Source organism: Methylobacterium oryzisoli (assembly GCF_046557895.1).
GTDB classification, from domain to species: domain Bacteria; phylum Pseudomonadota; class Alphaproteobacteria; order Rhizobiales; family Beijerinckiaceae; genus Methylobacterium; species Methylobacterium oryzisoli.
The window spans coordinates 131,444-137,252 of the sequence record NZ_JBKIBX010000012.1; the positions used below are offsets into that span (position 1 = coordinate 131,444).

General features: G+C 74.0%; 9 protein-coding genes and 1 pseudogene. 6 read left to right on the forward strand and 4 right to left on the reverse strand.

Features of this window, described 5'->3' with window-relative positions; all coding sequences use genetic code 11:
• Together ACKUB9_RS14180 and ACKUB9_RS14185 are read left to right on the forward strand one after the other, a co-directional pair.
• Window positions 1-206 (forward strand): annotated as a pseudogene (locus ACKUB9_RS14180) (hypothetical protein); the annotation flags it as partial.
• A 94-nt stretch (window positions 207-300) separates the two neighbouring features.
• The gene (locus ACKUB9_RS14185) at window positions 301-1,056 is read left to right on the forward strand and encodes an alpha/beta fold hydrolase (RefSeq protein WP_407522999.1); all 756 of its coding nucleotides are present in this window, start codon (window positions 301-303) and stop codon (window positions 1,054-1,056) included.
• Here ACKUB9_RS14185 and ACKUB9_RS14190 read toward each other — a convergent pair.
• Complete coding sequence (locus ACKUB9_RS14190; RefSeq protein ID WP_407523002.1) at window positions 1,043-1,387, reverse strand: hypothetical protein; 345 nt, start codon at window positions 1,385-1,387, stop codon at window positions 1,043-1,045. The two genes, ACKUB9_RS14185 and ACKUB9_RS14190, sit on opposite strands and share 14 nt — an antisense overlap.
• A gap of 119 nt (window positions 1,388-1,506) precedes the next feature.
• Window positions 1,507-1,818 (reverse strand): hypothetical protein, encoded by a 312-nt coding sequence (locus tag ACKUB9_RS14195; protein ID WP_407523004.1) that lies wholly within the window; start codon window positions 1,816-1,818, stop codon window positions 1,507-1,509.
• 249 nt (window positions 1,819-2,067) lie between these two features.
• Between ACKUB9_RS14195 and ACKUB9_RS14200 the strand changes: the two genes are divergently transcribed.
• Window positions 2,068-2,367 carry a hypothetical protein gene (locus ACKUB9_RS14200; RefSeq protein ID WP_407523007.1) on the forward strand — a complete coding sequence of 100 codons (300 nt, stop codon included), beginning with the start codon at window positions 2,068-2,070 and terminating at the stop codon, window positions 2,365-2,367.
• A 190-nt stretch (window positions 2,368-2,557) separates the two neighbouring features.
• Here ACKUB9_RS14200 and ACKUB9_RS14205 read toward each other — a convergent pair whose 3' ends face one another.
• A complete protein-coding gene (locus ACKUB9_RS14205) occupies window positions 2,558-2,779 on the reverse strand; it encodes a hypothetical protein (protein WP_407523009.1) in 222 nt (73 codons plus the stop codon).
• The gene (locus tag ACKUB9_RS14210; RefSeq protein WP_407523011.1) at window positions 2,776-3,642 is read right to left on the reverse strand and encodes a prephenate dehydrogenase/arogenate dehydrogenase family protein; all 867 of its coding nucleotides are present in this window, start codon (window positions 3,640-3,642) and stop codon (window positions 2,776-2,778) included. The genes ACKUB9_RS14205 and ACKUB9_RS14210 overlap by 4 nt, the downstream gene beginning before the upstream one ends.
• 400 nt (window positions 3,643-4,042) lie before the next feature.
• Here ACKUB9_RS14210 and ACKUB9_RS14215 point away from each other — a divergent pair, with 400 nt between their 5' ends.
• The 3 genes from ACKUB9_RS14215 to ACKUB9_RS14225 all read left to right on the forward strand — a co-directional run bounded on the left by ACKUB9_RS14215 (window position 4,043) and on the right by ACKUB9_RS14225 (window position 5,758).
• Window positions 4,043-4,783, forward strand: a complete 741-nt coding sequence (locus ACKUB9_RS14215) for a Crp/Fnr family transcriptional regulator (protein ID WP_407523014.1) — start codon at window positions 4,043-4,045, stop codon at window positions 4,781-4,783.
• Window positions 4,784-5,068: 285 nt separating this feature from the next.
• On the forward strand, window positions 5,069-5,371 hold the full coding sequence (locus ACKUB9_RS14220) for a hypothetical protein (protein ID WP_407523016.1): 303 nt from the start codon (window positions 5,069-5,071) through the stop codon (window positions 5,369-5,371).
• 117 nt (window positions 5,372-5,488) lie between these two features.
• Complete coding sequence (locus tag ACKUB9_RS14225; protein ID WP_407523018.1) at window positions 5,489-5,758, forward strand: hypothetical protein; 270 nt, start codon at window positions 5,489-5,491, stop codon at window positions 5,756-5,758.
• Window positions 5,759-5,809 lie beyond the last annotated feature (51 nt).

Sequence of the window (5,809 nt, forward strand, 5' to 3'; positions counted from 1 at the left end):
CCCCCCCCCCCCGCGCCCGGGTGGGCGCGGGCCCGAACCAAGCCGCCTTCAACGAGGTGCTGCTGTGGACCAGAGCCGCCGAGGCCTCCTGCGCGGCCGGCCGCACCCGCCAGGCCGTGCGCGAGTTCCAGTCCCTGGAACGCCTGATCGCCGCGCGCACCGCGCCGCGCGAGGACGCGCCGCGCGGGGACGACCCGGAGCGCTGATCGAGGTGCGTCGCCGCGCGGGCGCGGCCCGCTTGCGCGCCGCGCCCGCGCGTGGGTATCCGACAAGCGGACGGGACACGGTCGGGAGAAGGGCATGGCGGAGCGGGGCGCGGCCGACGAGGTCTTCACCTTCGTGCTGGTGCACGGGGCGTGGCATGGCGGCTGGTGCTGGCGGCGGGTCGCGGACCGGCTGCGCGCGGGCGGCCACCGGGTGTTCGCGCCGACCTGCACCGGGCTCGGCGAGCGGGCGCATCTCCTGGCGCCCGGGATCACGCTGGCGACCTTCGTGCGCGACGTCGCCGGGGTGATCGCGGCGGAGGAACTCGCCGAGGTGGTGCTGGTCGGGCACTCCTTCGGGGGCCTCGCGGTCAGCGGCGTGGCCGACCTGATGCCGGAGGCGATCCGCCACCTCGTCTGCCTCGACGCGCTCCTCGTGGAGCCCGGCCGCGCGCCCTTCGAGATCCTGCCGCCCGAGGTGGTGGCGGAGCGCCGCCGGGCGGCCGCGGAGACGAGCGGCGGCCTGAGCCTGCCGGTGCCGCCCCCGGCCGCCTTCGGGGTGTTCGACCCAGAGGACGCCGCGTGGCTCGCCCGGCGCCTGACGCCGCACCCGCTCGGCCCCTACGAGAGCCCGCTCGCGCTCGCCCGCCCGGTCGGCAACGGCCTGCCGCGCACCTACGTCGACTGCACGGCGCCGGCCTACCCGGCCCTCGACGGGGTGAAGGCCTGGGTGCGCCGGCAGGCGGGCTGGAACTGGCGCGATCTCGCCGCGGGACACGACGCGATGGTGAGCGCGCCCGACGCGGTGGCGGCCCTCCTCCTCGACCTCGCGCGCGGCGTCAGCCCATCGTGACGGTGGAGCGGGCGGGGTCGATCTCGATCAGCCGCAGGCCGAAGGGGCGCCCCTCCTGCGCCTCCCAGTCGGCGAGCGCCGCGTTGACCCGCTCCGGGCCCTGCTCGACGAGCCGGCGGCGGCCCACCGGCTCCTCGATGGCGTGCATCACCTCGTCGAGGAGCCGCGCCCAGGCCGATCCCTTCGCCGGCCCCTCGGCCGCGTCCCTGGCTGATCCCTGGGCTGATCCCTCAGCTGCGCCCTTTGCCTCGCCCGCCGCGGCGCAGTAGGCGGAGACGATCTGCCGCGACAGCGTCTCGATCACCGCCTGGTTCACGGACGTCATGGCCATGCCGCTTCTCCCTCCCTGGCGCCGCGCGCTCTGACGGCGCTGCGGCGGGCCGCATCTTCATCGATCCCTGCACCGATCCTGGCACCGATCCCGCAGCGGGGGCCCGCCGCAGGCCGCGCTCAGCCGCCCTGGCCGCCGACCGCGCGATGCGCGTCGAGCCGGACCACCTCGGCGCTCGGCGCCTCCTCGGGCTTGGCCGGATTCATCATGAAGATCACGGGGCTGCGCGGCGTGTAGCCGGGATTGCCGCGCAGGTTGAGCAGGGGCTGCATCTCGACGGCCGCGAGGTCCTTGAGCGTCGCGTCGCGCCAGACGTGTCCGGGGGCCGCCGCGCGGGAAAAGACCCACCACGGCTTGCGCACGGCCTCCACCTGCAGCACGAGCTTGCCCGTCAGGGTTCTGCGGAAGTTGAAGCGACCTGTGATGGCCATGACCGACTCTCCAACCGGGCCACCCTGCAGCCCTTCCCTCAACACAACCCTAATTGGGGCGGTCAAGGTTCCGCTCACAGGTTTCACGGCCCTGGGTTTTCGTGCCTGGGGCGAACCCCTGGGCGACCGGCCGGGCCGCGGGCGCCGGCGGCCCCGCCCCTCACACATTTTGCCGCATTTCGGGACCAGAAGGCAGCCTGCGCCGCACGGTCCGGAGCGTCGCGGGCCGGGAGCATCGGGGGGACACGGGTGCCGCAGAAGATCGCCTTCGGAGTCTTTCTCACCATGGGCGTCGTCAACCTGTTCGCCGTGCAGGCCGGGCTGACGCAGGGGCTGGGCCTGCACTGGCTGCCCGCCCTGCTGCTCGCGGTCCCGGTCTTCTACCTCCGCTACGTCGGCTCGATCGCCGGCATCCTCGGCGCCGTGGTGGGGTGGCAGATGCCCCTGCCCCTCGCCGTGATCCTGTTCGCGTGGCCGGCGCTCGTCTACGCGCTGATGCGCGGCGCCGCCGAGGCGGCGGCGTGGCGCGCCGCGCGCCGGACCGCCTGATCCCCGCGAAGGCCCCGCGCCTCAGCAGACTTGCGTGGAGCACGTCTGCTGAGGCTCTTGATGGTGCAGCACGGCCGCCGCCGGACCGGTGACCCCTTCGGCACCGGCCGATCAGGCGGCACCGGCCGATTCGGCCGGCGGAATGATGCGAAGACCGGTGGCCGCCTCGGCGCAGGATCGCTCCCGCGGCTCAATCCTCCGGCGGGCGGGCGCCCCGCACGTAGCCCTTCGAGATCAGGCGGCTGCGCTGCCGCGTGCGCCGCTCGGCCTCCAGCAGGTCGGCGAGCGCGTCGGTGATCGCGCATTTGAGCGCCAAGCCCGCATCACCCGCGGTGATCCGGAGGTAGGCGTCGGCGATCTCCTCGACGGGACCGGCGGGGGCCGTGGGTCCGGGGGCGTCTGCTCGCGTCATGGCTGTCCCGTCCGACTGAAGTGGCGACTCGTCGAGAACGAAACAGGAACACGCCACGAGCCGATCGGTTCGGTCAAGGCCGGATCCGGCGCGGGCCAAGGGTTTCCGAGTTCGGTGTTTCCGAGTTCGGCGTCGAGGGCGGTGGCGAGGGCGAAGAAGCTGCGGCGCACCTCCGCCGCGTAGGGGTTGGTGCGGGTGATGGCGTCGAAGACCTCCGGCGCGTCGTGGCGGACGAGGCCGATCGCCTCCCGGATCAGGTCGAAGCTGCGCGTCGTGATGCGGTCCGGCAGGGGCTCCATCCGGACGAGCACCCGGGCGATGAGGTGGGTCAGCCCCTGCGCCAGGGCCGCCTCGCGGTCGTGCGCCTCGGGCGTCGTCAGGATCACGTCGAGCCCGAGCGCGCGCCGCAGGAAGGCCGCCGCGCGCCGGCTGGAGCGTCCGCGCAGCGGGCAGACGGCGATCTTCAGCCCGGCGATGCCATTTCGGGCGCTGTGGGGACCGAAGAGCGGGTGCGTGGCGACCACGTCGACGCAGGGCGGCAGGCCCTCGGCCATGATGCGCGCGGGCTCCATCTTCACCGACCCGACGTCGAGGACCAGGGCGCCCGGCCGCAGGTGGGGCGCGACCGCCTCCACCGTCTCCCGCAGACGCCCCACCGGGACCGCCAAAATCACGACCGGGCAGGCCGCCGCGCCCGCGAGGTCGGTGAGGACGACACCCGGCTCGCTCCGCACCACCGGCTCGGGATCGTAGGCCAGGACCCGGAAGAACCCGGCGAGATGCCGGGCGGCGAGCCGGCCGAAGGCGCCGAATCCGACGATGCCGAGGGAGGGAAGAGGCGCAGGCGCGCTGGCCGGTGACATGACGGGGAGGCTCCGCGATGGGCTGCGGAGCCAGAGCCGTTCCGCCGGAACCCAACCGCTGGCCACGCAGCGGTTGAAGGACGACCATGCATCCCGCCGCTCAAGGGAGCGGCGCGTAATAGATCCCGGCGAGGGCGAGCATGGTCGACATGCCGCCGCGATAGCCTCGGCCGCGGCCGCCGTCAACCGTGGCCGGCCGGCAGAGCCCGAGGGTGTCGGGGCGGTGCTCTCGGCGGCCTTGATACACACGAGAAGTATCTTGGCTCGCCTATCATGGGTTAATGGGCGGCCCGGGGTGGCGCTCTAGCTTGCTCTCCCGTCGCGCCCTCGCTCCCTCGACCCCGTCCATGCCCCCAGCCCCTTCGCCGCGTCCGCACCCTCCCCGGAAGGCGCGCCGCCGATGACGTCCGCCGCCGCGTCCGCCCTGGCCGGCTTGGTGCGACGCCTGGAGAGCATCGGCCCGCTCTCGGCCGTCGAGCGGAGGGCGGTCGCCGACCTGCCCGTCGCGATCCGCACCCTGCCGCCGCGCTGCCCCATCGTGCGCGAGGGCGACCGGCCGAGCCAGTGCTGCGTCGTGCTGCAGGGCTGGCTGTGCCGCTCCAACGTGCTGGGCAGCGGCAAGCGCCAGATCCACTCGCTGCACATCGCCGGCGACATGCCCGACCTGCAGAGCCTCCACCTGCCGGTCATGGACCACAACCTCGACACCCTGACGCCGGTGCTGATGGCCGCCATCCCGCACGAGGCCCTGCGGGACGTGATCGCGGCGCATCCCGGCGTGGCGGCCGTCCTGTGGCGCAGCACGCTGATCGACGCCGCGATGGTGCGCCAGTGGATGGTCTGCCTCGGACGCCGGGCCGCCCTGGAGCATGTCGGGCACCTCCTGTGCGAGATGTACCTGAGGCAGCAGGCGGTCGGGCTCGCCTCCGGCTTCCAGTGCCCCCTGCCGGTCACCCAGAGCGACCTCGGCGACGCCCTCGGCCTCTCGACGGTCCACGTCAACCGCGTGCTCCAGACCCTGCGCGCCATGAGCCTGATCACGTTGCAGAACGGCACCCTGCGGATCCATGATTGGGAGAGGCTGGTGGCGCTGTCCGAGTTCGATCCGACCTACCTCCACGTGGAGGCCGCGTCCGCTTGAGGGAGTCGCCGTGCCGGTCTTCTTCCTTCAGCTCCGCGGCGAATGGGTGCGGGAACGGCCGCGCCCGCCGGCCGGGCTCCCCGAACCGGCCGATGCGGCCCTGGTGCGCTCCGACGCCCTGCCGTGCCAGCCCCTCCCACGGCGCGCATCGGATGGGCGGCGCGAGACGGACTGCCAGCCCTGGGAGCGCGCCGCCTTCACCGGGACTTCACCATGTCGGCATTCGGCCCGATGCGACCGCCCGCATCCGTGTCATCGTGCCTGACGGCTCGGTGGAGGTGCGTGGTGTTCGTCCTGATCGCGGCGGCAATGGGCGGCGGCCTGGCGACGGCTGCCCTCGCGCATCCCCTCGGACCGGCCTGGGCCGCCGCCGCGGTGCCCTTCGGCGGCAGCGCGGCGGCCCTGCTCGCCGCGGGTCTCCTGGCGCAGCGGCGCGGCCCCGACGCGGCGGCCGTAGACCTCGACGGCCAGGCGGATCTGATGGCGGCGGCGCTGCGCGAGATCGCCGCACACGGGCGTGCAGTCGACGAGAGGCGCGCCGGGGCGGCCGAGACCGCGCCGCGTGAGGATCGCCGCGGGGTCGCCTGAGCGCCGCACGGCCTGAGCCTGGAACTCTAAGCCTGGAACTCTGCCGGGGTCATCCGCGTTCGGGTGGCCACGCTTGCGCAACGTCAACGCGCGACGCAACGGAGGGAGTTGATCGGCATGCGACGCCTCGTTCTCGGCCTGGCCGCGGCTGCGGCACTTCTCAGCCTTCCCGGCACCGCCTTCGCCCAGGGCATCTCCATCGGGCCGGGCGGCGTCCAGATCGATGACGGACGGCGGCCCTACGGGGGGCGGCGGGAGTATTACGAGGAGCGGCGCGGCCCGAGCCGGGCGATGTGCCGCGAACTGCGCCAAGCCTGCCTCTACAAGGAAGAGCTGGGCGAACAGGGGGCCGGCAATTGCCGCCGCTATCGCCGGATGTGCGGCTGAGCCGGTCCGGGCCGGATCCTGAACGGCCGCGGGGGGGGGGGGCGGGGGGGG

Excerpts from the sequence above, each read along its gene's own strand:
- ACKUB9_RS14190 (WP_407523002.1), bottom strand. The coding sequence starts at position 1,387 with ATGGCCATGACGTCCGTGAACCAGGCGGTGATCGAGACGCTGTCGCGG.
- ACKUB9_RS14210 (WP_407523011.1), bottom strand. The coding sequence starts at position 3,642 with ATGTCACCGGCCAGCGCGCCTGCGCCTCTTCCCTCCCTCGGCATCGTC.
- ACKUB9_RS14185 (WP_407522999.1), top strand. The coding sequence starts at position 301 with ATGGCGGAGCGGGGCGCGGCCGACGAGGTCTTCACCTTCGTGCTGGTG.
- ACKUB9_RS14215 (WP_407523014.1), top strand. The coding sequence starts at position 4,043 with ATGACGTCCGCCGCCGCGTCCGCCCTGGCCGGCTTGGTGCGACGCCTG.
- ACKUB9_RS14195 (WP_407523004.1), bottom strand. The coding sequence starts at position 1,818 with ATGGCCATCACAGGTCGCTTCAACTTCCGCAGAACCCTGACGGGCAAG.
- ACKUB9_RS14205 (WP_407523009.1), bottom strand. The coding sequence starts at position 2,779 with ATGACGCGAGCAGACGCCCCCGGACCCACGGCCCCCGCCGGTCCCGTC.
- ACKUB9_RS14225 (WP_407523018.1), top strand. The coding sequence starts at position 5,489 with ATGCGACGCCTCGTTCTCGGCCTGGCCGCGGCTGCGGCACTTCTCAGC.